This window comes from Streptomyces sp. NBC_00353, assembly GCF_036108815.1.
Taxonomy (GTDB): Bacteria; Actinomycetota; Actinomycetes; order Streptomycetales; family Streptomycetaceae; genus Streptomyces.
In genome coordinates this window covers 4,186,700-4,213,538 of the sequence record NZ_CP107985.1, presented here as the reverse complement: position 1 = coordinate 4,213,538, position 26,839 = coordinate 4,186,700, and the positions used below count along the sequence as shown (strand labels likewise).

The following is a 26,839-nucleotide window of genomic DNA, read 5'->3' as shown; positions in this document are numbered from 1 at the left end:
TGCCCTCCGATTTGCCGCCCCTTGACTCAATCGAAAGGATGTTCGTTGCATGCGAGGAGGAAACCGGCAATGAGTCCGATATGCGGGCGGCACCGTCTCGGAATTCGTACATCCGGCCAATCGGATGCGCGGACGATGCGCGTTCGATGCGCGGCCGTTATCACTCCGCTGCTCACCGGAATGCGCCCGCGGCGTTCCTGCTGCGCTCGGATGGGGGGTGTAAATGTGCAGAAAGTGATCGATCAGGTGATATTTGACTCCACGTGAGACGGAGCTCGATGAGGAGGCATTCCATGCGCGGAGCCACACAGGCCAAGTGGGCCGCATGTGCCGTGACCGTCGCCCTGGTGGCGACGGCCTGCGGTGGCGGCGGCGGGGGCGGCGGCGGTGGCGGCGGCGCCAATGGGATCGTCAGCTCCTCCTGGGGTGACCCGCAGAACCCGCTGGAGCCCGCCAACACCAACGAGGTGCAGGGCGGCAAGGTCCTCGACATGGTCTTCCGGGGACTGAAGAAGTACGACCCGAAGACCGGTGCGGCGACGAACATGCTCGCCGAGAAGATCGACACCACCGACTCGCAGAACTTCACCGTCACGGTGAAGGACGGCTGGACCTTCAGCAACGGCGAGAAGATCACCGCGAAGTCGTTCGTGGACGCCTGGAACTACGGCGCCCTGCTGAAGAACAATCAGAAGAACGCCTACTTCTTCGGATACATCGACGGTTACGACAAGGTCCACCCCGACACCGGCAGTGCCAGCGCGACGAAGCTTGCCGGCCTCAAGGTCGTCGACCCGATGACCTTCTCGGTGAAGCTGACGCAGAAGTTCTCCCTCTGGCCGGACACCCTCGGCTACCCGGCGTTCGCCCCGCTGCCCCAGAGCTTCTTCACCGACCATGCAGGCTGGCTCGCCAAGCCCGTCGGCAACGGCCCGTACACCATCGAGAAGTACACCAAGGGCTCCTCGATGAGCCTGCGCAAGTGGGACAAGTACCCCGGTGACGACAAGGCGCAGAACGGCGGCATCGACCTCAAGGTCTACACCGACAACAACACCGCCTACACCGACCTGATCGCGGGCAACCTCGACCTCGTCGACGACGTACCGGCCTCGCAGCTGAAGAACGTCAAGGCGGACCTCGGCGACCGGTACATCAACACCCCGGCCGGCATCATCCAGACCCTCGCCTTCCCCTTCTACGACAAGAAGTGGGACACCCCCGGCGGCATCAAGGTCCGACAGGGCCTGTCGATGGCGATCAACCGCGACCAGATCACCGACCAGATCTTCCAGAAGACCCGCACCCCTGCCTCCGACTGGACGTCCCCGGTCCTCGGCGTGGACGGCGGCTTCAAGGAGGGGCTGTGCGGGGCGCCGTGCGAATACAACGCGGCGGACGCCAAGAAGCTGATCCAGGAGGGCGGCGGCATCCCCGGCGGCCAGCTGAAGATCTCGTACAACGCGGACACCGGCTCGCACAAGGAGTGGGTCGACGCCGTCTGCAACAGCATCAACAAGGCGATGGGGAACAACAAGGCCTGCGTCGGCTCCCCGGTCGGCACCTTCGCCGACTTCCGCAGCCAGGTCTCCCAGCAGAAGCTCACCGGCGCCTGGCGCGCGGGCTGGCAGATGGACTACCCGCTGATCCAGAACTTCCTGCAGCCCCTCTACTACACCAACGCCTCGTCCAACGACGGCAAGTGGAGCAACAAGAAGTTCGATTCCCTGGTCGACAAGGCCAACGCCGAGTCCGACAAGGCCAAGGCCGTCTCCACCTTCCAGGACGCGGAGAAGGTCCTTGCCGAGCAGATGCCCGTCATCCCGCTCTGGTACCAGAACGGCAGCGCCGGCTACTCGGAGAAGATCACCAACGTCGCGCTGAACCAGTTCAGCGTCCCGGTGTACGAGCAGATCAAGGTCAAGTAATCCCGCAGGGCCGGATGGCCGGTGCGCTGTGCCGCACCGGCCATCCGGCTTCCTCATCCCCGCGCCACCGACCCCCCGCGACCGACGGAGTCTTCATGGGACGTTATGTGATCCGGCGGCTGCTGCAGATGATCCCGGTCTTCTTCGGCACCACGCTGCTGATCTTCCTCATGGTGAACGTGATGGGCGACCCCATCGCGGGTCTCTGCGGCGATCGCCAGTGCGATCCGGCGACCGCCGCCCAGCTCCGCTCGGAATTCGGCCTCGATAAGCCGGTCTGGCAGCAGTACGCCACCTACATGGGCAATGTCTTCACCGGCGACTTCGGCACCGCGTTCAACGGCCAGAAGGTCACCGAGCTGATGGGCACCGCCTTCCCCATCACCATCCGGCTCACCATCGTCGCGATCGTCTTCGAGGTCGTCATCGGCATCACCCTCGGCGTCATCACCGGCCTGCGCCGCGGCCGGCCCGTCGACACCACGGTGCTGATCCTGACCCTGGTCGTCATCTCCATCCCGACCTTCGTCACCGGTCTGCTGCTCCAGCTACTCCTCGGCGTGGAGTGGGGCGTCATCAAACCGTCCGTCTCCCCGGAGGCGCCGTTCAACGAGCTCCTCGTCCCCGGGCTCGTCCTCGCCTCGGTCTCGCTGGCGTACGTCACCCGGCTCACCCGGACCTCGATCGCCGAGAACGCCAGCGCCGACTACGTCCGTACCGCCACCGCCAAGGGCCTCCCCAGGCGCCGGGTCGTCCTCCGGCATCTGCTGCGCAACTCGCTGATCCCCGTCGTCACCTTCATCGGTACGGACGTGGGCGCCCTGATGGGCGGGGCGATCGTCACGGAGCGCATCTTCAACATCCACGGCGTCGGCTACCAGCTCTACCAGGGCATCCTGCGCCAGAACTCCCAGACCGTCGTCGGGTTCGTCACCGTCCTGGTCCTCGTCTTCCTGGCGGCCAACCTGATCGTCGACCTCTTGTACGCCGTACTCGACCCGAGGATCCGCTATGCCTGAGCAGACGCCGGACGAAGCGATCTCCCCGGGCGGGGCAGGAGCCGCCATGGATCTCGCCCTGGCGCAAGGGGAGACGCTGGAGAAGACACCGGGCGGCCCCGAGGGCACCGGACCGGCCGAGAAGCCCCGCAGCCTCTGGTCCGACGCCTGGCGCGACCTGCGCCGCAACCCGGTCTTCATCATCTCCGCCCTGATCATCCTCTTCCTGGTGATCATCTCGATCTGGCCGTCGCTGATCGCGGACCAGGACCCTCTCAACTGCGACCTGGGCAAGGCCCAGGAGGGCTCCCAGCCCGGCCACCCGTTCGGCTTCGACGGCCAGGGCTGCGACGTCTACACCCGTACCGTCTACGGGGCCAGGACATCGGTCACCGTAGGCGTCTGCTCCACCGTCGGAGTCTCGATCCTCGGCGGCATCCTGGGCGGGCTGGCCGGCTTCTTCGGCGGCTGGTGGGACTCGTTCCTCTCCCGTATCACCGACATCTTCTTCGGCATCCCGGTCGTCCTCGGCGGCCTGGTCTTCCTCTCCGTGGTGACCAGCTCGACCGTCTGGCCGGTGATCGGATTCATCGTGCTGCTGGGCTGGCCGCAGATCGCCCGAATCGCCCGTGGCTCGGTCATCACCGCCAAGCAGAACGACTACGTCCAGGCGGCCCGCGCGCTCGGCGCCTCCAACTCCCGGATGATGCTCCGCCACATCGCTCCCAACGCGGTCGCCCCCGTGATCGTCGTCGCGACCATCGCCCTGGGTACGTACATCTCGCTGGAGGCGACCCTCTCGTTCCTCGGCGTCGGCCTGAAGCCGCCGGCCGTCTCCTGGGGCATCGACATCTCGGCCGCCTCCCAGTACATCCGCAACGCCCCGCACATGCTGCTCTGGCCCGCCGGAGCGCTGGCGATCACCGTGCTCGCGTTCATCATGCTCGGCGACGCGGTGCGCGACGCCCTCGACCCCAAGCTGCGCTGAGGAGCCCGTTGCCATGTTGCTCGAAGTGCGCGATCTGCACGTGGAGTTCCACACCCGGGACGGGGTGGCCAAAGCCGTCAACGGGGTCAACTACTCGGTGGCCGAGGGCGAGACGCTCGCGGTCCTCGGCGAGTCCGGCTCCGGCAAGTCGGTCACCGCACAGGCGATCATGGGCATTCTCGACATGCCGCCGGGGAAGATCAGCAGCGGCGAGATCATCTTCAAGGGCCGCGATCTGCTGAAGCTCAAGGCCGAGGAGCGCCGGAAGATCCGCGGCCAGGAGATGGCCATGATCTTCCAGGACGCGCTGTCGTCCCTCAACCCCGTGCTCAGCGTGGGGGACCAGCTCGGCGAGATGTTCGTCGTGCACCGGGGGATGTCCCGCAAGGACGCCCGGACGAAGGCCATCGAGCTGATGGACCGGGTCCGCATCCCGGCCGCGAAGGAACGCGTCGGGAACTACCCGCACCAGTTCTCCGGCGGCATGCGCCAGCGCATCATGATCGCCATGGCGATGGCGCTGGAACCCTCGCTGATCATCGCGGACGAACCCACCACCGCCCTCGATGTGACCGTCCAGGCCCAGGTGATGGACCTGCTCGCCGAACTCCAGCGCGAGCTCAACATGGGACTCATCCTGATCACCCACGACCTGGGCGTGGTCGCGGACGTCGCCGACTACATCGCCGTGATGTACGCGGGCCGGATCGTGGAGTCGGCCCCCGTCCACGAGATCTACAAGGCCCCCGCCCACCCATACACCAAGGGCCTCCTCCAGTCGATCCCACGGCTGGACCAGAAGGGCCAGGAGCTGTACGCGATCAAGGGGCTGCCGCCCAACCTGCTGCACATCCCGCCCGGCTGCGCCTTCAACCCGCGCTGCCCGCTGGCCCAGGACATCTGCCGTGGTGAGGTGCCGCCGCTGTTCGAGGTGGCCCAGCACCGCGAGAGCGCCTGCTACTTCTGGAAGGAGACGCTCGATGCACGCTGAGCAGGGGAGCACCCGCGCGGGCGGCGAACCCATTCTGGAGGTCCGCGACCTCGTCAAGCACTATCCGCTGACCCAGGGCATCCTGTTCAAGAAGCAGGTCGGTGCGGTCAAGGCGGTCGACGGCGTCTCCTTCCAACTGGCCGCGGGCGAGACCCTCGGCATCGTGGGGGAGTCCGGCTGCGGCAAGTCGACCGTCGCCAGGATGCTCGTCCACCTGGAGCAGCCGACGGCCGGCTCGATCACGTACAAGGGCGAGGACGTCACCAAGCTGTCCGGCCGCGCGCTGAAGGCCGTACGCCGGAACATCCAGATGGTGTTCCAGGACCCGTACACCTCGCTCAACCCCCGGATGACGGTAGGCGACATCATCGGGGAGCCCTACGAGATCCACCCCGAGGTGGCGCCCAAGGGCGACCGGCGCCGCAAGGTGCAGGACCTGCTCGATGTCGTGGGTCTCAACCCGGAGTACATCAACCGTTATCCGCACCAGTTCTCCGGCGGTCAGCGCCAGCGCATCGGCATCGCCCGCGGCCTCGCGCTCAACCCGGAGATCATCGTCGCCGACGAACCTGTCTCGGCCCTCGACGTCTCCGTGCAGGCACAGGTCATCAACCTGCTCGACCGGCTGCAGGCGGAGTTCAACCTGAGTTACGTCTTCATCGCGCACGACCTGTCGATCGTCCGGCACATCTCCGACCGGGTCGGCGTGATGTATCTGGGCCGATTCGCCGAGATCGGTACGGACGAGCAGATCTACGACCACCCCACGCACCCGTACACGCAGGCGCTGCTGTCGGCGGTGCCGGTGCCGGACCCGATGGCGCGCGAGCACCGGGAGCGGATCATCCTGCACGGCGATGTGCCGTCCCCGGCCAACCCGCCGTCCGGCTGCCGCTTCCGCACCCGCTGCTGGAAGGCCCAGGAGCGGTGCGAACTGGAGGTGCCGCTGCTCGCGGTCCCCGCGGTCTTCCGGCTGACGGACACCCCGGCCCATCACGACTCGGCATGCCACTTCGCGGAGGAGAAGCAGGTGGTGCCGCCCGGCGAGGAGCCGGAGGGGCCGGGAGAAGAGCCCGAAGAGCCCGAAGAGCCGGGGGAGCCGGGGGAGCCGGGCACCGGCCCCCGCATTCGTTAACGCACGGGCAACTCGGCCGTCGCACGTCCGATATACGAACGCGCCAGCATGAACGGCGTACGGCCGTGCGGGTGCCGTGAACCGGCCGGGAGGGCTTTCAAGTCCTCCCGGCCGGTTGCCTGTCGACCACGGCCTGCGGCGTCCGGCCGGTCGGCGGAGCTACTCGCTCAGCCCCAGCGACCGCTTCAGGAAGTCCACCTGCAGCAGGAGCAGATTCTCCGCCACCTGCTCCTGCGGAGTCATGTGCGTCACCCCGCTGAGCGGCAGCACCTCGTGCGGTCGCCCGGCCGAGAGCAGCGCCGACGACAGCCGCAGGGAGTGCGCGACCACCACATTGTCGTCCGCCAGACCATGGACGATCATCATCGGCCGGACCTGGTCCGCGGCCTCGGACAATCCCTCGTCGGTGAGCAGCGAGTTGTACGCGTACACCTCGGGCTGTGTGGTCGGGTCACCGAGATAGCGCTCGGTGTAGTGGGTGTCGTACAGCCGCTGGTCGGTCACCGGAGCACCCACGACCGCCGCGTGGAAGACGTCGGGCCGCCGCAGTACGGCCATGCCCGCGAGGTATCCGCCGTACGACCAGCCGCGGATGGCCACCTTGGTGAGATCCAGCGGGAACCTTTCGGCGAGCGCGTGCACCGCCTCGACCTGGTCGTCCAGGGTGAGGACCAGGTTGTTCTTGATCGCCTTCTCCCAGGCGGGGGAGCGCCCCGGAGAGCCGCGGCCGTCCGCGACGACCACCGCGAAGCCCTGGTCGGCGAACCACTGCGAGGTGAGGTGCGGATTGTGGGCGGCGACGACCCGTCGGCCGTGCGGTCCACCGTACGGATCCATCAGGACCGGAAGCGGACCGTCCGACTCCTGATAGTCGGTGGGGAGCAGCACGGCGCACGGAATCCGGTGTGCGCCCCCCTCGGTGAGCTGCACCCGCGGCGACAGAACCGGCTCCTCCGCATATGTCGCGACCGTGGCGATCTGCTTGCCGTCCCGCAGCACCCGCACCGCGGCGCCGGGCCGCTCCAGCGAGGTGGAGACCAGCACGGTCACCCCGCCCGCCCGGACCGCCGAGTGCACCCCCGCCCCCTCGGAGACCCGCTCCACGCCCAGCTCGTTGACCCGGTACACATGGCTCTCGCCGATCTCCGGCTCCGCGGCCTCCTCGCCGGCCGACGCCGCCACCAGGACATCCGATTCACCGATGTCCAGGACCGCCAGGATCTGCAACTGCGCCCCGGTCAGCGGCCGGTCGCCGACCGAGAGCACCCGCGCCCCGCCCTCGTCCACGATCCGCACCAGCCGCCCGTCCGGCGCCCACGCGGGCACCCCGGCGAAGAGGTCCAGCCACACGGGGTCCTCGTCGACATGGACCGTCCGCGTCGTACCGCTCTCCGGGTCCACCGCCAGGAAGAGCTGACTGCGCTGGTCACGGGCCTGGACGAGGATCAGCGGGGCACCCTGGGACGACCAGTGCACCTGCGCCAGATACGGATAGCGCGACCGGTCCCACACCACTTCGGTACGGGTGCCGTCCAGTCCCAGCACCAGGAGCCGCACGTCGGCGTTGGGCGTCCCCGCCGCCGGGTACGCCACCTCGGCGGGCTTGCGGTCCGGGTGTGCCGGGTCGGCGATCCACCATCGTTTCACCGCGCTGTCGTCGACCCGGGCGACGAGCAGCCGGTCCGACTCCGGCGACCACCAGAAGCCGCGCGAGCGCTGCATCTCCTCGGCCGCGATGAACTCCGCGAGACCGTACGAGATGTGCGCGTCCTCCGGCTCCGCGAGCGCCCGGTCCCCGTCGCCCTCCGCCGCCACGACCCGCAGTGCGCCCTTCGACACGTAGGCGACATGGCGCCCGTCGGGCGACGGCCGGGGGTCGAGCACCGGGCCGGGGACCGGCAGCGCGCGCGTCGAACCGGCCCGCAACTCGGCGACGTACACCTTCCCGGAGAGCGCGAACGCCGCCAACTCGGCCGCCGAGTCCACCGCGTAGCCGACGATCCCCGAGGACCCCTCACGGCTGCGCTCGCGCCGCGCCCGCTCCTGCGCCGACAACTTCTCCGCCGAACCGCCCAGCAGCGTCCCGGGATCGGCGACGACCCGCTCCTTCGGCGTGCCGTCGGCCGCCAGGTCCAGCACCCAGAGCTTGTTGGACCGGTCCGTGCCGGAGGCCGACCGCAGGAAGATCACCCGCTCCCCGTCCGGCGAGACGGTGAACGCACGGGGAGCGCCGAGGGTGAACCGCTGAGTCCTGGCGTGCTGTCGGGGAAACGAAAGCTTCTGCAAGGTCATAACCCCGAACCCTAGGGCCTGATGCGGCGTCGGTCCCCGGACCCGACAGAGCGCCCGACCACCCGGTCGTGCGCCCCTCGTGCTGCTGTGCCCCGATCAATGCGGTGCCACGGATAGTTATGATCCGTAGCGCTCGGTGGGTAAGAACCTGCTGGCTCCATGCGTGCTGCCCGTCCCGACCGTACCGATGGAGGTGAACCGCCGTGGCACTCTCGATTTCGGCGGTGGTGCTGCTGGCGATCGTCGTCTTCCTGCTGATCCGGAAATCCGGACTGAAGGGCGGACATGCGGTGGTCTGCATGCTGCTCGGTTTCTATCTCGCCAGTTCGTCCATTGCGCCCACCATCTCGGAACTGACCACGAATGTGGCCGGCATGATCGGGGGCATCAAGTTCTGACCCGGGGCCCGGGCCGCCGTCCACGGTCGTACCGTGGGCCGGCCGGCTCGTAGGGTGGGTCCCATGACGGACCTTCCCGCCCGTCGTCTGCTCCTGGTGCACGCGCACCCCGACGACGAGTCGATCAACAACGGCGCCAGCATGGCCCTGTACGCGGCCCAGGGCGCCCAGGTCACCCTGGTGACCTGCACGCTCGGCGAGGAGGGCGAGGTCATCCCGCCCGAGCTCGCGCACCTCGCGGCCGACCGGGACGACGCCCTGGGCGCCCATCGCATCGGTGAACTCGCCGCCGCTATGAAGGAGCTCGGGGTCACCGACCACCGGTTCCTCGGCGGACCCGGCCGGTTCCGTGACTCCGGAATGATGGGCGCCGAGCAGAACCACCGGCCCGGCGCCTTCTGGAACACGGACGTCGACGACGCCGCTGCGTACCTCGTGGAGGTGATCCGCTCGGTGCGCCCGCAGGTCCTCGTCACGTACGACCCCGACGGCGGCTACGGGCACCCCGACCACATCCAGGCGCACCGTGTCGCGATGCGCGCCGCGGATCTCGCGGCCGATCCCGCCTACCGCCCCGGCCCCGACGCTCCGCAGGCATCCCCGGACACCTCGCCGCACACCATCGACAAGATCTACTGGAACCGGGTGCCGCGCTCCGTCGCCGAGCAGGCCTTCGCGCGGCTGCGCGCCACGGCCCCCGACGCCTTCCCGGCGATCGCCGCGATCGACGACGTACCGGGTGTGGTGAACGACACGCAGATCACCGCGGAGATCGACGGCGCGGCCCATGCGGCGGCCAAGACGGCGGCGATGCGGGCACATAGCACCCAGATCGCCGTGGACGGTCCATTCTTCGCCCTTTCGAACGATCTGGGACAGCCCGTCTTCACCACCGAGTACTACGAGTTGGTACGCGGAGCCTCCGGAGCACCCGAGGGCGTACGGGAACACGATCTCTTCGCAGGGGTGCCGGGCGTACCGGGCGCATCGGAAGCACAGTCGGGAGCACGTCCATGAGCAACGGCAAGCAGCGCCCGCCCCGCACCGATGCCCCGTCCGGAGAGCCCGTGCCCACCGGCCTTGCCGCGCCCTTGAACCCCGGCCGCATCGGCGCCTACCTGGGCCTCGCGGTCCTCGGAGTGCTCGTCGGGCTCGCCGGCGCGTTCGTCCAAGCCGCCTGGTTCCCCGGCGGTTTGCTGCTCGCCCTGGTGGCCTGCGCCGGACTGTTCTACGGCGGCCGGCTGCTCACCCGCACGCAGATCGGCGCCCTGGCACCCGCCGCGGGCTGGCTGATTTCGGTCGTCGTTCTGCTCGGCGGACGGCCGGAGGGCGACTACGTCTTCGGCGACGAACTGGGCCTCACCCTCTTCATGCTGGGCGGGATGGCGATCGCTGTGATGTGTGCCACCATGTCGCGGTCGCCCCGACAAGGCGCCGACAGCGGTCGACCTGGCAAGTAATGTGCCACGTCCGATCCCGTAATGCCCCCTGTTCGTCCGGGGGGTGCGTCGCCGTCTCCCCCGGTCGCGGGGTGTCCGGCGGCGGCGGCCAGTATGGTGGTTCGCGCGCCGAGCCGTCCCCTGGCCTGCGGCATGGGGGAAGTACGGGCGGCGGAGCCAATCGGGAGAACCTGCTTTGAGTCGTGAAACTGACAGTTCGTCCTCCGGGCCCCAGGGGCGCGGGGGAGCCGCGTACCCGTCGGGTACGCCGCCGTACGGATCACGCCAGTATCCGTCGCTGCACCCTTCGCAGGACGCCCCTGAGGAGTCCCCGGAGTCTGCGGATGCGCCTCAGCCGGAAGAGCCGAGGACCGAGACGACACTGACGACGCGTATCCGGATCAATATCCCGGGCTCGCGTCCCATCCCGCCGGTCGTCATGCGTACGCCGATGAGCGAGGCCGAGGCGGATGCCTCGCGTGAGCGCACAGGCAGCACGCCGCGTCCGGGCGGGCCCGCATCCAACGGCGCACCGGGTGCACAGGGTGAACCGGCCGATGAGGCGCGGGACGGATCGGCGACCGCGGAACCGGCCGCCGACAAGCCGTCCAGAGAGAAGAGCGGCAGCGACTGGTTCGCCCCGCGCAAGGCTCCGACGAACACGTCGGTGGTCGGCGGCGCGGGCGTGCCGGCCGGCGGTGGCCCGGGCGTGGGCACGGGTGCCGGTACGGACATGGACGCCGGCAGATCTGCCGGATCCGCCGGACCGACCCCGCCGCGCGCCGACCTTCCGTACTTCTCGGAGGGTCCGCAGCGCGGGGGCGACCAGGGGGCGCCCCGCCCCGGTGCCCGTGACGAGTTCGGCGGGGACGAGATTCCCGGGCCGCGCGCCACGCCGAACCTCGGTATGCGTACGCCGGGCCCGTCCGGTGCCACCACCGGTCCGGTCACCGGCAAGTCGCCGCTCACCCCGAACTTCGGTGGGGCGGAAGGATTCGCCGGCCGCCCCGGTGGTCCGTCCGGCCCCGGTGCTCCCGGTGGCGTACCTCCGCGGATGTCCGACGACACGGCCGTCCTGACGCCGCAGTTCGCGGCGCCCGCCGCCGGTCCCGGGGGCAATGTCTCCGGGGACACGCTCACCAGTGGCATCCCGGTCGTCCCGCCGGAGCACCGCGCGCCGTCCGCCCCGTCGACGTTCACGCGACCGGGTGGTCCCGGCGGTCCCGGCGTGCCGGGTCCCGGCCTGACGCCCCCTCTCCCGGACAGCCCGATGGGCACCGGACCGGGTGGGCCGGGTGGACCGGGCCGCCCCGTCGCTCCGTCGCCCGCCGCCACCCGCCCTGCCCCGGCCCCCGTGAAGAAGGGCCGCTCCAAGCTGGTCCTGCTCTGCGCGGGAGTCGTGGGTCTGGCCGGAGTCGCGTACGGTGCGGGCCTGCTGATGAACCACTCCGAGGTTCCCAAGGGCACCACCGTCCTCGGCGTCGACATCGGCGGCGGCACGAAGGAGCAGGCCGTCGCCAAGCTGGACGAGGCGCTCGGCGAGCGCGCCAAGGCCCCCCTCCAGCTGTCCGTGGACGGCAAGAACACGCAGCTGGCCCCGGACAAGGCCGGTCTCTCGCTGGACAGCCAGGAGACCGTGCGCGGTGCCGCGGGCAGCGACTACAACCCGGTGTCGGTGATCGGCTCCCTCTTCGGCGGCGAGCGGAAGGCCGACCCGGTCATCCCGGTCGACAAGGAGAAGCTCGGCGTCGCGCTGACCGATCTGGCGGGCGCCTCCGGCTCCGCCAGCGACGGCACGATCAAGTTCGAGCCGGGCAAGGCCGTCGAGGTTCCCGGCAAGGCGGGCAAGGCGCTGGACGTCGACCGGTCGATGATCTCGGTCCGGGACGCGTACCGCGCCCAGGTGCAGACGGGCAAGCCGGCCACGGTCGAACTGCCGGTCGCCACCCGCGAGCCCACCATCGACCAGGCCGAACTGGACCGGGCGATGAAGGAATTCGCGAAGCCCGCGATGTCCGGCCTGATCACCATCAAGGCCGGGCCCAAGCAGATCCAGTTCGGCCCCGCGAAGTCGCTGCCGCAGATCCTGTCCATGAGGGCGGTCGACGGCCGACTGGTCGAGTACTACAACAAGACCGCGATCGACACCCTCTGCGACGGTGTCTTCGACGGCATCATGATCACCAAGGGTGACGGCAAGAAGCACCAGCTCAGTGCGGATGACGTGGCGCACGCCATGCAGACCGCGCTGCTCGGCAGGACCACCGCCGAGCGCACCGCCACGATCGCCCTCGACGGCAACGGATAGCACCACCCGTACCGCCGCAGTACGCACGGCACCCGCCTCCGCCCGGACCTCCGGCCGGGGGCGGGTGCCGTGCGTACGCCACGGCGGCGGCGCAAGGGCGGTGTCACGCGTCCGGCATGACATCTGTCATCCCCGATTCACGACCCGTGACCCTGCCGGGCGGACACCCCGCTCCGCCAGGCTGGGCGCATGACAACGACAGCCACCGAAGCCACCACCGCGCAAGCGGCCGTGGTCAGCTTCGACCAGGTCAGCAAGGCATACGGGGACGTGCGCGCCGTCGACGGGCTCTCCCTCGACCTGCACCCCGGCGAGACCGTGGCGCTCCTCGGCCCCAACGGCGCCGGAAAGTCCTCCACCCTCGATCTGCTCCTCGGCCTGCGCACCGCGGACTCCGGCACGGTCCGGCTCTTCGGCACGTCCCCGCAGGAGGCGATCGCCCGGGGCCGGGTCGGCGCGATGCTGCAGAGTGGCGGCCTGATGGAGGACGTCACGGTCGAGGAGATCGTCCGGCTCGTCTGCCATCTGCACCCCCGCCCGTACCCGGTCTCCGACGTCCTGGCCCGTGCAGGCATCGCGTCGATCGCCGACCGGATGGTCAACAAGCTCTCCGGCGGCCAGGAGCAGCGCGTGCGGTTCGCGCTCGCGACCGCAGGGGCCAACGACCTGATCGTCCTCGACGAGCCGACCACCGGCATGGATGTCACCGCCCGCCAGGCCTTCTGGGCCACCATGCGCGAGCAGGCCGAGCAGGGCCGTACCGTCCTGTTCGCCACGCACTACCTCGAAGAGGCCGATGCGATCGCGGACCGCGTCCTCGTCCTCCACAAGGGCCGGCTCCTCGCCGACGGCACCGCGGCCGAGATCAAGGCGAAGGCCGGGGCCCGCCGGATCTCGTTCGAGCTGGAAGGCCCGATCGACGAAGCGGCCCTGCGCGACCTGCCGTTCCTGTCCACGCTCGACATCAGCGGCAACAGGGTCCGTATCCAGTCGCACAACGCCGACGCGACCGTCCACGCGGTCTACGCGCTCGGCCTCTACCCGCGCGAACTCGAAGTCGCAGGACTCGGCCTGGAGCAGGCCTTCGTCGCCATCACCGAGGCCGAGGAGGCCAGGACCGCATGATGAATTTCTTCTCGTGGACACTCATCAGGCTCGAAGTGACCCGCACCCTGCGGAACAAGAAGTTCATGTTCTTCTCGATCATCTACCCGTCGGTGATCTACCTGCTGATCTCCGGCACGCAGAACACCACCGACAAGGTCCCGCACACCGACCTGACGCTGCAGGCCTTCTTCATGGTCTCGATGGCCTCGTTCGGCGCGCTGACCGCCGTACTGATGGGCAACAGCGAGCGCATCGCCAAGGAGCGCGAGAAGGGCTGGGTCCGCCAGCTGCGCCTGACCGCACTGCCCAGCCGCGGCTACGTCCTGGCGAAGATCGCCAGCGCCGCGATGGTCACCCTGCCGTGCATCGTGGTCGTCTTCCTGGTCGCCGCTGCCGTCAAGCACGTGCGGATGGACGCCTGGCAGTGGTTCGCGCTGGTCGGGGTGATCTGGGCCGGCTCGCTGGTCTTCGCCGCACTCGGGGTCGCCATCGGCTACCTCGCCAGCGGCGACGCGGTCCGCCCGATCACCATGATCATCTACTTTGCGCTGTCGATCCTCGGCGGCCTGTGGATGCCCAGCGCGACCTTCCCGCAGTGGCTCCAGAACATCTCCGAGTGGCTGCCCACCCACGCGTACGCTTCTCTCGGCCAGGCCGTCGAGATGGGCGGCTCGCCGCACGCCAAGGACGTCGGCATCCTCTGCGTCTACTTCCTGCTCTTCGCGGGCGCCGCGGCCTGGCTCTACCGGAAGGACACCCTCAAGGCGTGAACGACGACGCGACGTTCGTAGGGATCGGGCGCCCGCCGACCAACCGCCGCCAGGTGGGCATCAAACTGCTCTGGATCGGCATCTGGCTCGCGTTCATGAGCGCCCCGGTCAACGACCTCGTCGACGGCGACCACACGCCGTGGGCCACCGCGCTGGGCGCCCTCGGCCTGGTGGTCTTCGTCGGGACGTACCTGGTCCTCGTCTTCCGCCACACGTCGAAGGCGCTGGACCGTCGCCGGGTCGGGACGACCATCGCCTTCCTCGGCGCCCTGGCCGTCGCGCTCTCCCTGACGCTGGGCAACCCGTGGCTGGTCCTCTTCGTGTACGTCTCCGTCACCGTCGGGGCCACTTTGCCCCTGCGGACGGCCGGGTGGCTGATCCCCGCCGTCACCGCCGTACTCGTCGGCATCGGCCTGACCGGTGACCACCCGCGCGAGATCATCACCGCCCTGGTCGTCCCCGCACTTCTCGGCGGGTTCGCGATGACCGGCGTCCGGCAGATGATCCGTACGACGATCGAGCTGCGCGAGGCCCGCGCCACCGTCGCCCAGCTCGCCGCCAACGAGGAGCGGCTGCGGCTCGCCCGCGATCTGCACGACCTGCTCGGCCACTCGCTCTCGCTGATCACGCTCAAGAGCGAGCTGGCCGGACGGATGCTCCCCGACCACCCCGACCAGGCGGCGCTCCAGGTCGCCGACATCGAACAGGTCAGCCGTCAGGCCCTGGTGGACGTACGCAGTGCGGTCACCGGCTACCGGCGGCCGACGCTCCCCGGTGAACTGGCCGGTGCCCGTACCGCACTCGCCGCCGCCGGCATCACCGCCGACGTCCCGACCGATCCCCCCGACGACCTCCCCGAGAAGCCGGAGGAAGTCCTCGCCTGGGCGCTGCGGGAAGCCGTCACCAATGTCGTACGTCACAGCGGCGCCCGCCGCTGCACCGTCACCCTCGCCCCACGCCAGACGCTCGGCGGCCGGATCCTGGAACTCACGGTGGCGGACGACGGCCGGGGCGGCTCCGGTACGAAGCCGGGCAACGGCCTCACCGGTATCACCGAGCGCCTCGCCACGGTCGACGGCACGATGACCACCCGGCCCACCGGCTCCGCTTCCGGTAAAGGCTTTACCCTCACCCTCAGTGTTCCGCTCGGATCCGACCTAGGATCCGGGGAATGAGCATGATCAGACTCCTCCTCGCCGAGGACCAGTCCATGGTGCGCGAGGCCCTCGCGGCGCTGCTCGGTCTGGAACCCGACATCGAGGTGGTGGCCCAGGTCGCCCGCGGTGACGAGGTGCTCGCCGCGGCCCGCGAGCACGCCGTCGATGTCGCGCTCCTCGACATCGAGATGCCGGGCATGACGGGCATCGAAGCGGCGGGACTGCTGCGGAGCGAACTCCCGGCCGTGAAGGTCGTCGTCGTCACGACGTTCGGCCGCCCCGGCTATCTGCGCCGCGCGATGGAGTCGGGCGCGGACGCCTTCCTGGTGAAGGACGCCCCCGCCGCGCAACTCGCCGAAGCGGTACGCAAGGTGCTCGCCGGAGAACGCGTCATCGACCCGACGCTGGCGGCGGCCGCGCTCGCCGACGGGGCGAGCCCACTGACCGAACGCGAACGCGATGTCCTGCGCACGGCGGCCGACGGCTCCACCAACGCGGAGATCGCCACCGCGCTCCATCTCTCGCAGGGCACGGTCCGCAACTACCTGTCCACGGCGATCCAGAAGATGGCGGCGCGGAACAGGGCGGAGGCGGTACGGATCGCGAGCGAGAAGGGCTGGCTGTAGCTGCCCGGAGTCAGGCCCCGCGGGATGGGACCAGGCGGTCCGGGCCGACGGCCCCCTGTACACGACACCGCCGATTCGGAGATCCTCTGTAACCGTGACCGACAAGACAAGCGATCCTGCGTGGCCCAGGGGAATCAGCGCCCTCACCCTGTTCGTCGAGGACCTGGACACCACAGAACGTTTCTACCGGGAGGTCTTCGGGCTGCCGGTGATCTTCGAGGACGACAACTCGGCCGTATTCGGCTTCGGGGACACCCTCATCAACCTGCTGAGGACCACCGAGGCGCACGAGCTGATCGAGCCCGCGCGCGTCGCGGCCCCCGACGCCGGATCCCGCTTCCAGCTCACCCTTGCCGTGGATGACGTGGACGCGATGTGCGAGGAGCTGGCCGCACGAGGCGTGACGCTGCTGAACGGGCCGATGGACCGCCCCTGGGGAATCCGGACCGCCAGCTTCCGTGACCCCGGTGGCCACATCTGGGAGATCGCGAAGTGACCGGGGAAGCATCACCGAACGGCGAGATCAAAGCACTGCTCAGAGCCCTGGACGGGCAGCGACGCCACATCACGGGAATCCTCGACGGGCTGGACGCGGATGCGCTGCGGCAAGCCGTGCTGCCGTCCGGATGGAACTGCCTGGGACTCGTGCAGCACCTTGCGCTGGACGTCGAACGGTTCTGGTTCCGTGCCGTCGTCGCCGGTGAGAAGGACGTCATCGGGGCCCTGGACGACAGCGACGACGCCTGGCAGGTGGGTCCCGGTCTGTCGGCCGCCGACGTCCTCGGACGGTACCGCCACGAGACGGACCTGGCGGACGCCGTCATCGCCGCCACAGCTGCGGACACCGCCCTGGCCTGGTGGCCGCACCACCTCTTCGGCGAACCGCACCTGTACAACCTTCGGGACGTTCTGCTGCACGTCATCACCGAAACCGCGTGCCACGCAGGCCACCTCGACGCGGCACGGGAACTCATCGACGGCCGACGCTGGATGGTGCTGACCTAAGGGCCGTCCTGGCGGAGGGCGCGCACCATGACGGCGAACAGAGGGCTGTCGGGAAACGGCAGCTGATCTCCTATGTGGGCGTATCCCCACGTCTCGTAGAGCGCCTTGACCCGGGGGTGTTCCCGCTCGCACAGCAGCGTGACCCGTTGCTCCGTGCGGCGGCTGAGCAGTTCCTCATGAATGGCGTGCGCGGCGCCTGTGTCCCGCCACGGCTTGCGCACCATCAACTCGAACAGGGCGAGCGTGCGTGACCCGGTCTCTCTCGTGAAACCTTCGGGCAGGGGGGTGGTCATGTGTGTCCACCAGCGGGCGTCCTCGGGTAAGGGTGCGGCGTAGGCGTAGCCGACGGGTTCGGAACCGGCATAGCCGATCACCGCTTCCCAGCCGGTGCCTCTGGAGTGATTCGTCAGTCGTTGATCGAAACGCTCAAGGCTGGTGAACGGCACATGCAGTTGACCGGCGTACACCTCCGCATACACGTCCAGGAGGACGTGGCGGATGCCCGGCAGCTCGCTGTCCGTGCAGTGCCGCAGATCGAGGGTCATTCGGCGGTCTCCTTCACGGCCGTGTGCTGCAGCCATTCGCGTGCGAGGGAGGAGGGGTGCGTGGTCAGCCGACGGCGGAAGTCGTCGAGGAGACTGCTGATGCGGTGGCTCCCGGGCGCAGTTCCGGCTGTGGTGAGCGCGCGGTCGGCGGTCGCGCACGCCGCCTCGATGTCGTCCTGATCGAGCTGAGCGAGGGCGAGTTGGGCGGTGTAGTAGACCCGGTTCCGGGTGAGCTCGGGGCTGAGCCGCGCAAGTGCCTGATGGGTGCGGGCCTCGGCCTGCTCGGGTCGGCCGAGCCGCTGGTGAACGATCCCGGCCAGGCCGTGCAGTTCCGCCTTGTCGTAATAGGCGAGCCAGGTGGGGCGATGGGCCGGATCGGTGCGGGCGAGCGCGTCCTCGGCGTGGCCCAGGGCACGGAGTGCGGCCTGTTTGTCACGGATACGCGCGTGGGACAGGGCGATCCGGACGTGGGCGTGGGACGCGTACAGAGGATCGCGCCGCGCCATGCCCGAGTCCCGTGCTGCCTGCGCGGCATGAAGGGCCTCGATGGGGCGTCCGCGTTGCCCCGCAAGCATGGCGACGTTGTTCCACGCCCGGTGAACGGCTTCGGGATCTCCGGACAGGCCGGCCAAGGTGACAGCACGCTCCAGATGCTGCGCGGCCCGCTGCTGGTGGTGGGAGTCGAGAGCGGCCCAGGCTGCGGTGCTCGCCGCGTTCGCGGCCGTGGCATAGAGCAGGGAACGTACCCGGGCCGAGGCGCGGCCGCTGTTGAGCAGGGACAGGGAATGGTTCATCCAGCCCAGGAATTGGGCTTCGATACGACTGGTGCCGCCGAGCCTGTTCTCTTCCTGATACAGAGCGTCCAGGGCCTGGTCGATGCGTCGGACGTCGCTGAAGCCGATGCTGTTCCGCGCTGCGGGCAGGACAGCGCCTGCGGCGACCACCGCAGCCCTGGTGGTGAAGGCTCGTCGCTCCACGGAATCCTCCGGTGTCGCTCGGACGGCAGCCGAGGAGGAGCCCTGCCGGGGGACGAAGCCGAGCTCCTCGGCCGTGCAGCCGAATTCCGCCTCCAGAGCCTGCCGTTGACGGCTGTGCGGCCAACGGGTTCTTCCGGTCAGGTAGTTCCGGATATGCCGGTCCTGAAGGGTTCCGGGCCGGCCGGTCAGCCGCTCGATGTGCTCATTGAGCCGGGCTGCGAGTTCGTGCTGCATCAGACCCGCAGCATTCATACGATCGGCCAGTACGGCGTTGCCGGTCTTTCCCGTCATGAACTCACGGTAGCGACAACCGGCACCGGCAGTGGGGCGATCGGGCGCCAGAAATTTCCGGTCGTCCGTAAGCGGACCGCATCCCGAATTGCCTTCTGCGGAGGTTCATATGGGGATCTCCTTGGAGCACCATTCCTCGGAGATCTGAAGGCAATCGGGTGTGCTCCCGGCCGCCGGTAGGAGGACCCGTGACCGGGACCGAACCTCACGCCGCTCCACAGCACGCGGCCGCCGGCACCGGCATCGATATCGACGCGATCGCCCGGGCCGTCGACCATGCGCTGGCGAAACGCCCGGCACGTCCCCGACGCGACGTCATCGACACGGGGACCAAGGAACTGATCGGACATCTGCGGACCTTGATGGCCGTCGAGGACTACGGCTACGACCAGGAGGGCCGTGGCGGCGTCCGGGCGCTGTTCCGTGTCGCGTACCGGAACCTCGATGTCGCCGTACGGCCGGACGGTGCCACGTCCGACGCCGTTGCCTTCACGTACTGGCGGATGATCGCGAGCCTGACCGCGGCGTTCCGCGACCTGTACGCGGCCCTGCCGGAGGAACCGACACCCTGATCCGGTCCGGCCGCCGCGACGTGATCCCCGCGGCCGGCCGCCGGGGAGTGAGCTGCGGCGAATCGGGCAGCTGATCGTCCACCGTGACGTGAGGCGCAGTCGCGGACGAGTTCAACTCAGCCTCTGCGCAATGCCGTTGGGGGTCTACGTGGTCGTGCGCCTGCGGGCCAGTTCTCTGCTCTCCTCGGGCAGCGCGTCGGCGACCAGCAGCCGCGGCAACAGTTCCGGTTCGAGCGTCATCGCGCGGAAGGCCAGTGCCACGCTCACATCGTGGCCGGGCCGGTGCACGATCTCGACCGGGTCGTCGGCCCGGATCTCTCCCGGCTCGATCACGCGCAGATACGCGCCCGGCAGTGCCGCCTGCGTGAACCGTTTGATCCAGCCCTCGCGCTCCAGCCAGCCTTGGAACGTGGCGCACGGGATCCGTGCGCACGACACCTCCAGGACCACGTGGGGCCCGATGCGCCAGCGCTCACCGATCAGGGCGCCGTTGACGTCGAGGCCGAGTGTCGTGAGGTTCTCGCCGAAGGCGCCGCCGGCGAGCGGCCTGCCCAGCTCGGCCTGCCACCCGTCGAGGTCCTCGCGGGCATAGGCGTAGACGGCCTGGTCGGAACCACCGTGGTGCTTCACGTCGTACACGCGGTCGCCCACGAGACCGACCGTGCCGGTGCCCTTCGGGCCGGGGGCGATGACGGAGACGGGACCCTGAACCGGCCGCTTGTCGATCCCGGTCGCGCTGAGGCCCTTCCACGGGTTGGGCCGGGGCCTGCCGACATTGACGGAGAGCAGCTTCATGCGGGCGAGGCTACGGTCCTCTGCAGGCCGGGGCGACATATTTAGCCACCGGAATCGAGTGGTGATACGAGGGTGATGGTCGCTCTGCAGGACTCGGCGGTCCGTCGTAGCGGGTGGCGACGGAGCGGCGTTGCTTCAAACGGTTGACGGCCATGGGTGCGGCTGATGCGGTCATCGCAACCAGTGGGGTGGGAGGTGATGTCCTGGCAGAAGTCCTGCCGTACGAAGGAAAGGCACACGACTGTGCGATCCATCGGAGCCCGCGCGACCCGCCGGACGATCCTGGCCGCCGGGGCCGCAAGCGCCGTGTCCCTGTCGCCCCCCGCGAACGCCGCCTCGACCGTGCGCACTTCCCCGACAGCGTCCGGCGCGGCGGCGCGGGCCGCCCGGCAGTTGCGCGCCCTGGAGCGGGAGCACTCCGCCCGGCTCGGCGCCTACGCCCATGACACCGCCACGGGCCGCACGGTGGTGTACCGACCGGACGAGCGCTTCCCGATGTGCTCCTTGTTCAAGACCATCGGCGCGGCGGCGGTCCTTCGTGATCTGGACCGCAACGGCGAGTTCCTGGCCCGCCGCATCCGCTACACCGCGCAGTACGTCGAGGCCTCGGGCAACTCGCCGATCACCGGCAGGGCCGAGAACCTCTCCCACGGGATGACGGTCGCCGACCTGTGCGCGTACTCCATCACGCACAGCGACAACACCGCGGCCAACCTCCTCCTCCGAGAACTGGGCGGCCCCGGCGCCGTCACCCGCTTCTGCCGCTCCATCGGCGACCCGGTCACCCGCCTCGACCGCTGGGAGCCCGAGCTGAACTCGGCGGAGCCATGGCGCGAGACCGACACCACCACGCCTCGTGCCGTCGGACGCACCTACGCTCGCCTCGTCCTGGGAGACGCACTCGTTCCCTGCGACCGTCGGCTGCTCACCGGCTGGCTGCTCGCCAACACCACCAGCGGTGAACGCTTCCGCGCCGGGCTTCCCGCCGACTGGACCGTCGCCGACAAGACCGCCGGCGGCAGCTACGGCGGCAACAACAACGTCGGCATCGCCTGGCCCCCCGGCCGCCCGCCGGTCGTCCTGGCCGTGATGACCACCAAGCCCGATCGGGACGCTCCCGCCGACAACCCCCTGGTCGCCGGAACGGCGGGCGTTCTGGCTGCGGCCTTGAGTCGACCGCCGACGGCTGCACCGGGGAGGTGGCCCATGCCACCGGCCTGACCAGCACGGATTTCGGTTTCGCGTGATCCGTGGTGCTGGCACACTCATGCGTCATGACGACTGGACACAGCGCGGACGCGACCTTGTGCGTCGGTGCGGAGGACCCGGTGCTCTCCACCCGGCTGAGCGAAGAGCTGACCGCGTTCAACAACGATGCGACCGGCGCCCACGACGACCGCGGCCTCTCCGTTCGGGTCACCGATGAGGCGGGCGAACTGGTGGCCGGGCTGGTCGGCTGGACCTGGGGCGGTTGTGCCGGGATATCGGAAGTGTGGGTGCGGGCCGACCGGCGCCACGAAGGTTGGGGGGCCCGCCTGGTGCGCGCCGCCGAGGACGAGGCCGTGGCGCGCGGCTGCACGTCGATGATCGTCTCGTCGATGTCCTTCCAGGCGCCCGGCTTCTACCGTCGGCAGGGCTATCGGGAGACCGGCAGCGGCGGAGGGATCCCGGGCGGCCACACCCGTCATCATTTCTTCAAGGAGTTGGGGCGGACGGAGACCGTCAGGGGCGCTTAGTCGAGTCGAGATGGGCGAACACCACGACGTTGTCCTTGTAGTCCTTGGCCTTCCTGTCGTAGGTGCCGCCGCATGTGATCAGCCGCAGCTGCGCGTTCGGAGTGTCGGCGTACACCAGCTCGTCAGGGAAGCTCGCCTTGCTGAACTTCTCGACGGAGTCGACCTTGAACGTGGCGACGCTGCCGTCCGCCCTCGTGATGTCGACTGTGGCGCCTTGCTTCACGAACTGGAGCTGAAGGAACACCGCCGGTCCGGTCGTCGTGTCGACGTGACCGGCGACGATCGCCGCGCCGCGCTCACCGGGTGTCACTCCGCCCTTGTACCAGCCGACCAGGTTGGTGTCGTTCGGCGGCGGGGCGTTGAGCTGCCCCTTCGCGCCGAGGGACAGCGGTGTGAAGGGTGCCTTGACCGCGATCGACGGGATCTGAAGCTTCGTCGGGTTGGAACGCGGCATGAACAGCCCCGTCGGGGTGGGGGAGGCGGCGGCCGACGGAGCGGGAGGGGCGGCGGGGCCGGCGGCGGGGGCGGGGGCGGGAGCTGCCACCGAGGGCGCGGTCAGCGGCTTGTTGTCCTCGGCAGTGCCGAACGAGTTGAAGATCATGAGCAGGCCCAGTCCGGCTGCTGCTGCGGGCCAGAGCAGGGTGCGGCCGAAGGTGGAAGAGCTGGTGCCGGATGGAGAGGGGTTCGAATCGGACGACTGCGGGGCGGCCATGGGAGCGTGCCTTTCTTCCGTGCGTCATCAGTCGGTCGGGCGGTGGGTCGGTCAGCCGGTGGGGGCGGGAAACGCAGCCGCCGCGGCCGCCGCCCCGAGGGACGGCGACCGCGACAGATGCGGCAACCCGCTGGCCGTTCAGTTCGTCCAGGTCAGTTCGTTCAGGCCACCGCACCGCCCGTGGCCTGACGGCGACGCATCTTGTACGCACCGACGCCGAGCCCACCGATCAGCAGTGCCGAACCGGCTGCCAGACCGCTGCCGGCGGTCACGGCCGTCCCGCCACCACCGGTGCGGACGCCGCCGCTCGGCCTGTCGCTCTCGCCGCCCCTGCCGCTCTCGCCGCCCCTGCCGCTCTCTTCGCCACCGTCGTCGCCGTAACCACCGTCGTCGCCGTAGCCGCCCTCGTCGCCGTAGCCGCCCTCGTCCCCACGGCTGCCGCCTTCTCCACGGCCGCCCTTGTCGCCGTGGCCGTCGTCGGACACGACCATGGCCATGGCGCCGCCACCGGTGCGGACGCCACCGCTGGGCTTGCTGCCGTTACCGCTGCTGCCCTTGTCGCCGTGCTTCTCGAGGTAGCCGCTGCCCTTCTTGTCATCGCCGTGCTTCTTGTCACCGCCGTGCTTCTCGAGGTAGCCGCTGCCCTCCTCGCTGCCGTAGCCGCTGCTGTCCTCGCTGCCGTCCTCGCTGCCGTCCTCGTCGCCGGCCTCGTCGCCGTGCTTGTCCAGGTAGCCACTGCTGTCCTCGTCGACGAATCCGGTGCCGGCGTCCTCGCTGTCGCCACTGCCGTCCTCGCTGCCGTAGCCTCCCTTCCCGCCGTGGTCGGACTTCCCGCCGTGGTCGGACTTGTGGCCGTGGTCATCTTCACCGGCCGCCTTCATGGCCAGGGCGCCGCCACCGGTGCGGACGCCACCGCTGGGCCTGTCTCCGTCGCTGCCGCGGCCGCCGCCTTCGTCGCCGCCGCGGCCGCCTTCGTCGCTGCCACTGGCGGCTTCATCGCTGCCACTGGCGCCTTCGTCGCCGCCGCGGCCGCCTTCGTCGCCGCCGCGGCCGCCTTCGTCGCTGCCACTGGCGCCTTCGTCGCCGCCACGGCCGCCTTCGTCGCTGCCACGGCCGCCTTCGTCGCCGCCGCGGCCGCCTTCGTCGCTGCCACGGCCGCCGTCTTCGCCGCCACGGCCGCCGTGGCTGTTGCTGCTGTGGGAGGAGCCGTCGCCGTCCCGGTCGGCCACGGTCATCGCGAACGCAGCTGGTGTCGTGATCGCCAGGACCGCACTGATGGCGGCCGAAGCGAACAAGGTGCGGGCAGAGCGCATCTGAACACGTTCCTTTCGGCGCAACTGCGGTGAGTGACTGGCTGTCGACTCGGTGTGACGCAGTAGCGACGTGTTCCACCGTCAATCGAAAAGCGACTCAGCGCCATTAGGCAGCTCCGCGCCGGAGCTAATGCGTGGTCTCTTCGGGTGGTGAAAAGCGAATAATCACCCATTGGACTGTATGCAACGCCGCGCCGAGGTTTGGGGCCCGCCGGCCCACTCGTTTGCTGACTGCACCTCATGGTGACGGGTCGTTCGCTGGAGCTGGTGGCGCCCGTGCCGAGCACTCGAACTTGCCTGACTCCGCAGCGAGTTGGGGGTGCCTGACCCTGACTCGGCCCCTGGCCGGACCGTCGCCCCGGCTTCCGGCCTTGCGATCCGCGCAGAAAATCGAGGGCGTTCGGCGGTTCCGGCTGGAAATCCGGTCATAAATGAGTTGTCCGCCGGGGTGGCTTCCTGCTGTACTCCCGGCATCAGCCGACCGGTCATCGGTCAATCGAGAACCAGGAGACGATCATGCGCGGAACTCTCATGTTCATTCAGGCGGAAATTGTTACCGATCTTGAGGACATGAAGCTTCGTGCACATGCTGAACCTGGGAATTCTGGCGCATGTCGACGCCGGTAAGACAAGCCTGACCGAGCGGCTGCTCCACGCCGCCGGGGTCATCGACGAGATCGGCAGCGTCGACGACGGGAACACCCAGACCGATTCCCTCGCGCTCGAACGACAGCGCGGCATTACGATCAAGTCGGCCGTCGTCTCGTTCCCCATTGACGACATCACGGTCAATCTGATCGACACACCCGGTCACCCGGACTTCATTGCCGAGGTGGAGCGGGTTTTGAGCGTGCTCGACGGCGCGGTGCTGGTCGTCTCCGCCGTGGAGGGCGTGCAGGCGCAGACCCGCGTGCTGATGCGGACCCTGCAGCGGCTGCGCATTCCCACGCTCATCTTCGTTAACAAGATCGACCGCGGCGGTGCACAGTACGCGTCCGTTCTGCGGACCGTCTCCGACAAGCTGACCCGGGACGTGGTCGCGATGGGGTCGGTCGACGGGCTGGGGACGCGGAGCGCCCGCTGCACGCCGTACACGGACTCCGACGCCGGCTTCACCTCCCGGCTGACCGAGCTGCTCGCCGACCGCGACGATGCTCTCCTCGCCGCGTACGTCGACGGCGGCGCGTCGCTCCCGTACAGCACGCTCCGCAGCGCTCTGGTCGCGCAGACCGGGGAGGCACTCGTCCATCCGGTCTTCTTCGGATCGGCCATCACCGGGACGGGTGTGGACGCTCTGATCGGTGGGATCAGGGAGCTGCTGCCCGCGGCCGAGGGCGACGTCGACGGGCCGGTCTCGGGCACCGTGTTCAAGGTCGAGCGCGGTTCGAGCGGCGAGAAGATCGCGTATGTCCGGATGCTCTCGGGAACGGTACGGACCCGCGACCGGCTGCCGTTCGGCCGGGACGGCGGACGTGGCGACAGCGACGCGCCGGACGGGCGAGGCGGGCGCTGCGACGGCAAAGTCACCGCCATCAGCGTCTTCGACGAGGGCTCCACCGTCCGTGCCTCGTCGGTCCGCGCGGGGCAGATCGGGAAGCTCCAGGGGCTCGGCGACATTCGGATCGGCGATTCGGTCGGCGTCCCGGGCGCCGCCACGACCGGTCACTTCTTCGCCCCGCCGACGCTCGAATCGGTCGTCGTTCCCCGCGCCCCGGCCGGCCGGGGCGAACTCCATCTCGCACTCGCCCAGCTCGCCGAACAGGACCCGCTGATCAATCTGCGTCAGGACGACATCCGGAAGGAAGTGTCCGTATCGCTCTACGGTGAGGTGCAGAAGGAAGTCATTCAGGCGACGCTGGCCGACGAATTCGGGATCGACGTCACCTTCCGGGAGACCACCACCATCTGTGTGGAACGGCCGATCGGCAGCGGATCCGCTTTCGAGGTCGGGGACACGGAGCACAACCCTTTCCTGGCGACCATCGGACTGCGTGTCGATCCCGCCCCGATCGGCAGCGGAGTGGAATACCGGCTGGAGGTGGAGCTGGGATCCATGCCGTTCTCATTGATGAGGGCGGTCGAGGAAACGGTCCGTTCGGCGCTGCGGCAGGGAATTCACGGCTGGCAGGTCACCGATTGCATTGTCACGATGACGCATTCCGGCTACTGGCCCCGGCAGAGCCATTCGCATGCCGTATTCGACAAATCCATGTCGAGCACGGCCGGGGATTTCCGCAATCTGACACCGCTGGTCCTGATGGCCGCGTTGCAACAGGCCGGCACCACGGTGTACGAGCCGATGCACCGGTTCCGGCTGGAGCTTCCGGCGGACACGCTCGGCCCGGCCCTGCCCGTAATCGCCCGCCTGCGCGCCGTGCCGCGGACCCCGGCGGTGCAGGGCGCGTCGTGCGTGCTGCAGGGTGAGATGCCGGCGGCTCGGGTCCATGAGCTGCACCAACAGCTTCCGGCGCTCACGCGCGGCGAAGGCGTCCTGGAAACGGCCTTCGACTCGTACCGGGCGGTGGTCGGTACGGTCCCGGACCGTCCGCGTACCGACCACAACCCGCTCAACCGCAAGGAGTACCTGCTGCACACGGTGCGCAGGATCGCCGGGCAGGGGGATCCCCGGTAGCCGGTGCCAGGGCGGGAGGGGAGCCGCGCAGGTCTGGCGTACCCCCGGACCTGCGCGGCTCCCCTTCCGACCCGATGTAGGGCACCCTTGGCTGCCGCCCACCGCCGCCCGCAGGGAGCCAGTG

General features: G+C 69.3%; 25 protein-coding genes. 19 read left to right on the top strand and 6 right to left on the bottom strand.

Annotation, left to right across the window (positions count from 1 at the left end):
* Nucleotides 1–293 precede the first annotated feature (293 nt).
* The 5 genes from OHA88_RS18970 (at nt 294) to OHA88_RS18950 (ending at nt 6,040) form a co-directional block, all read left to right on the top strand.
* Complete coding sequence (locus OHA88_RS18970) at nt 294–1,928, top strand: peptide ABC transporter substrate-binding protein (protein WP_328626396.1); 1,635 nt, start codon at nt 294–296, stop codon at nt 1,926–1,928.
* Between the two features lie 95 nt (nt 1,929–2,023).
* Nucleotides 2,024–2,947: an ABC transporter permease gene (locus OHA88_RS18965; protein WP_327369668.1), complete on the top strand. Its 924-nt coding sequence runs from the start codon at nt 2,024–2,026 to the stop codon at nt 2,945–2,947.
* Complete coding sequence (locus OHA88_RS18960; RefSeq protein WP_328626395.1) at nt 2,940–3,914, top strand: ABC transporter permease; 975 nt, start codon at nt 2,940–2,942, stop codon at nt 3,912–3,914. The genes OHA88_RS18965 and OHA88_RS18960 overlap by 8 nt, the downstream gene beginning before the upstream one ends.
* A 13-nt stretch (nt 3,915–3,927) precedes the next feature.
* Entirely contained in the window at nt 3,928–4,905 is a 978-nt protein-coding gene (locus OHA88_RS18955) for an ABC transporter ATP-binding protein (protein ID WP_326605596.1), read from the top strand.
* Entirely contained in the window at nt 4,895–6,040 is a 1,146-nt protein-coding gene (locus OHA88_RS18950) for an ABC transporter ATP-binding protein (protein WP_328626394.1), read from the top strand. Before OHA88_RS18955 ends, OHA88_RS18950 begins: the two co-directional genes overlap by 11 nt.
* Nucleotides 6,041–6,199: 159 nt before the next feature.
* Here the strand turns inward: OHA88_RS18950 and OHA88_RS18945 are convergent, their stop codons facing one another.
* Nucleotides 6,200–8,332, bottom strand: a complete 2,133-nt coding sequence (locus OHA88_RS18945) for a S9 family peptidase (protein WP_328626393.1) — start codon at nt 8,330–8,332, stop codon at nt 6,200–6,202.
* A 203-nt stretch (nt 8,333–8,535) separates the two neighbouring features.
* Here OHA88_RS18945 and OHA88_RS18940 point away from each other — a divergent pair, with 203 nt between their 5' ends.
* The 10 genes from OHA88_RS18940 (at nt 8,536) to OHA88_RS18895 (ending at nt 17,142) form a co-directional block, all read left to right on the top strand.
* On the top strand, nt 8,536–8,730 hold the full coding sequence (locus tag OHA88_RS18940; RefSeq protein ID WP_030915260.1) for a hypothetical protein: 195 nt from the start codon (nt 8,536–8,538) through the stop codon (nt 8,728–8,730).
* 63 nt (nt 8,731–8,793) lie between these two features.
* Entirely contained in the window at nt 8,794–9,747 is a 954-nt protein-coding gene (gene mshB / locus OHA88_RS18935) for an N-acetyl-1-D-myo-inositol-2-amino-2-deoxy-alpha-D-glucopyranoside deacetylase (protein ID WP_328626392.1), read from the top strand.
* The gene (locus tag OHA88_RS18930) at nt 9,744–10,190 is read left to right on the top strand and encodes a DUF6113 family protein (RefSeq protein WP_328626391.1); all 447 of its coding nucleotides are present in this window, start codon (nt 9,744–9,746) and stop codon (nt 10,188–10,190) included. Before mshB ends, OHA88_RS18930 begins: the two co-directional genes overlap by 4 nt.
* Nucleotides 10,191–10,365: 175 nt before the next feature.
* A complete protein-coding gene (locus OHA88_RS18925) occupies nt 10,366–12,477 on the top strand; it encodes a hypothetical protein (protein WP_443044252.1) in 2,112 nt (703 codons plus the stop codon).
* 189 nt (nt 12,478–12,666) lie between these two features.
* Nucleotides 12,667–13,602 (top strand): ABC transporter ATP-binding protein, encoded by a 936-nt coding sequence (locus OHA88_RS18920; protein WP_328626389.1) that lies wholly within the window; start codon nt 12,667–12,669, stop codon nt 13,600–13,602.
* Nucleotides 13,599–14,354, top strand: coding sequence for an ABC transporter permease (locus OHA88_RS18915; RefSeq protein WP_443044251.1), 756 nt, complete (start codon nt 13,599–13,601; stop codon nt 14,352–14,354). The genes OHA88_RS18920 and OHA88_RS18915 overlap by 4 nt, the downstream gene beginning before the upstream one ends.
* A complete protein-coding gene (locus OHA88_RS18910) occupies nt 14,351–15,529 on the top strand; it encodes a sensor histidine kinase (RefSeq protein WP_328626388.1) in 1,179 nt (392 codons plus the stop codon). The genes OHA88_RS18915 and OHA88_RS18910 overlap by 4 nt, the downstream gene beginning before the upstream one ends.
* Nucleotides 15,526–16,137, top strand: coding sequence for a response regulator transcription factor (locus tag OHA88_RS18905; RefSeq protein ID WP_030915281.1), 612 nt, complete (start codon nt 15,526–15,528; stop codon nt 16,135–16,137). The genes OHA88_RS18910 and OHA88_RS18905 overlap by 4 nt, the downstream gene beginning before the upstream one ends.
* A 94-nt stretch (nt 16,138–16,231) precedes the next feature.
* The gene (locus OHA88_RS18900) at nt 16,232–16,633 is read left to right on the top strand and encodes a VOC family protein (RefSeq protein WP_267002262.1); all 402 of its coding nucleotides are present in this window, start codon (nt 16,232–16,234) and stop codon (nt 16,631–16,633) included.
* The gene (locus tag OHA88_RS18895; protein WP_328626387.1) at nt 16,630–17,142 is read left to right on the top strand and encodes a mycothiol transferase; all 513 of its coding nucleotides are present in this window, start codon (nt 16,630–16,632) and stop codon (nt 17,140–17,142) included. Before OHA88_RS18900 ends, OHA88_RS18895 begins: the two co-directional genes overlap by 4 nt.
* On the opposite strand, the gene OHA88_RS18890 is transcribed toward OHA88_RS18895, so the two are convergent.
* A complete protein-coding gene (locus OHA88_RS18890) occupies nt 17,139–17,687 on the bottom strand; it encodes an N-acetyltransferase (protein ID WP_328626386.1) in 549 nt (182 codons plus the stop codon). The two genes, OHA88_RS18895 and OHA88_RS18890, sit on opposite strands and share 4 nt — an antisense overlap.
* Nucleotides 17,684–18,955, bottom strand: a complete 1,272-nt coding sequence (locus OHA88_RS18885; protein WP_328626385.1) for an XRE family transcriptional regulator — start codon at nt 18,953–18,955, stop codon at nt 17,684–17,686. Before OHA88_RS18885 ends, OHA88_RS18890 begins: the two co-directional genes overlap by 4 nt.
* A 188-nt stretch (nt 18,956–19,143) precedes the next feature.
* On the opposite strand from OHA88_RS18885, the gene OHA88_RS18880 reads away from it, so the two are divergent.
* A complete protein-coding gene (locus OHA88_RS18880) occupies nt 19,144–19,527 on the top strand; it encodes a hypothetical protein (RefSeq protein ID WP_328626384.1) in 384 nt (127 codons plus the stop codon).
* Nucleotides 19,528–19,671: 144 nt separating this feature from the next.
* Here OHA88_RS18880 and OHA88_RS18875 read toward each other — a convergent pair whose 3' ends face one another.
* The gene (locus OHA88_RS18875) at nt 19,672–20,322 is read right to left on the bottom strand and encodes an MOSC domain-containing protein (protein ID WP_328626383.1); all 651 of its coding nucleotides are present in this window, start codon (nt 20,320–20,322) and stop codon (nt 19,672–19,674) included.
* 198 nt (nt 20,323–20,520) lie between these two features.
* Here OHA88_RS18875 and bla point away from each other — a divergent pair, with 198 nt between their 5' ends.
* Both bla and OHA88_RS18865 read left to right on the top strand, forming a co-directional pair.
* The gene (gene bla, locus OHA88_RS18870; RefSeq protein WP_425895756.1) at nt 20,521–21,543 is read left to right on the top strand and encodes a class A beta-lactamase; all 1,023 of its coding nucleotides are present in this window, start codon (nt 20,521–20,523) and stop codon (nt 21,541–21,543) included.
* 53 nt (nt 21,544–21,596) lie between these two features.
* Nucleotides 21,597–22,058, top strand: a complete 462-nt coding sequence (locus OHA88_RS18865; RefSeq protein ID WP_328626381.1) for a GNAT family N-acetyltransferase — start codon at nt 21,597–21,599, stop codon at nt 22,056–22,058.
* Here OHA88_RS18865 and OHA88_RS18860 read toward each other — a convergent pair.
* Complete coding sequence (locus tag OHA88_RS18860) at nt 22,045–22,770, bottom strand: class F sortase (RefSeq protein ID WP_328626380.1); 726 nt, start codon at nt 22,768–22,770, stop codon at nt 22,045–22,047. The genes OHA88_RS18865 and OHA88_RS18860 overlap by 14 nt on opposite strands.
* A gap of 161 nt (nt 22,771–22,931) precedes the next feature.
* Entirely contained in the window at nt 22,932–24,083 is a 1,152-nt protein-coding gene (locus tag OHA88_RS18855; protein ID WP_328626379.1) for a hypothetical protein, read from the bottom strand.
* 586 nt (nt 24,084–24,669) lie between these two features.
* Between OHA88_RS18855 and OHA88_RS18850 the strand changes: the two genes are divergently transcribed.
* On the top strand, nt 24,670–26,715 hold the full coding sequence (locus OHA88_RS18850) for a GTP-binding protein (RefSeq protein WP_443044250.1): 2,046 nt from the start codon (nt 24,670–24,672) through the stop codon (nt 26,713–26,715).
* The last annotated feature ends 124 nt before the right edge of the window (nt 26,716–26,839 follow it).